Source organism: Flavonifractor sp. DFI.6.63, assembly GCF_024462255.1.
GTDB classification, from domain to species: domain Bacteria; phylum Bacillota; class Clostridia; order Oscillospirales; family Oscillospiraceae; genus Lawsonibacter_A; species Lawsonibacter_A hominis.
Genome location: NZ_JANGBE010000152.1, coordinates 1 through 255 on the forward strand (window position 1 = coordinate 1; position 255 = coordinate 255).

Sequence of the window (255 nt, forward strand, 5' to 3'; positions counted from 1 at the left end):
TTCAGCCTCTCAATGACATTGTTGGTGCGGATGCGAGTCCAGTGTTCGCTGGGAAAATCGCAGTAGGTAAGAGTCTCCTCAATGCCATCCTCTACCTTCCTGGCAGCCTCCTTCAGTTTCATGGAACACAGTTCCTCCACCACAGCCTTAGCCTTTTCCCGGGCAGCTTTCTTGCTCTCCTGGGCGTGGATGGCCTTGAGCATCTTGGCCACCAGCTTTACCTTGGAGCGAGGCGTGACTGAGAACACATTGCGG

At 54.5% G+C, this 255-nt stretch carries 1 protein-coding gene; it reads right to left on the reverse strand.

Annotated elements, in window-relative coordinates; genetic code table 11:
* The coding region (locus NE547_RS18290) for a transposase (protein ID WP_256176652.1) at positions 1-255 on the reverse strand (255 nt) is incomplete at both ends.